The organism is Priestia sp. BR_2, from assembly GCF_041954005.1.
Classification (GTDB): Bacteria; Bacillota; Bacilli; order Paenibacillales; family Paenibacillaceae; genus Paenibacillus_AQ; species Paenibacillus_AQ lautus_A.
Genome location: NZ_JAVFHM010000038.1, coordinates 1 through 508 on the forward strand (window position 1 = coordinate 1; position 508 = coordinate 508).

Annotated in this window: 1 pseudogene; it reads left to right on the top strand. The window is 37.2% G+C overall.

The window, feature by feature from the left end:
- Positions 1-508, top strand: a pseudogene (locus RB298_RS00470) (spore coat protein); the annotation flags it as partial.

A 508-nucleotide genomic window follows, 5' to 3' on the forward strand; every position in this document is an offset into this window, starting at 1 on the left:
ATGCAAATCGTAGTCGCGCTCGCAAAGTTCAACAATCTGAAAGTACGGGCTACTCTGCCCACTTTAAACCATTAAAAGGGAGAGTAGTAACTGTCTATCGCGGAGGTCCTGAATCTAAAACGGGATATTTAATCGACGTTCAATCAGATTATTTAACACTTGCTCTTGAAACAAAACAAAATAACAACCAGCAAAATAATCAACCGGTGCAGCTTATTCCACAACAGCAATATACATTTATTTATTACCAGCTTGCTCATGTTAAAAGCATTACAGAGGATACAAAGTCTAATTCGGCACAAACATTTTCTGGATTTAATAGTGAAGTAGAACTTCACAGAGCCAACACATTTGCAGGCACTTTATTATTAATGAAAGATAAACAAGTGCAAATAAATCAAGGAGGGCCAGAGAAAAAATTGGGTAAGATCCTTGATGTATTAGGCTCATTTGAATCTGCGTATGTCGTCTTACTAACAGAAGATGACGGCGTCGTTTATATCAATGT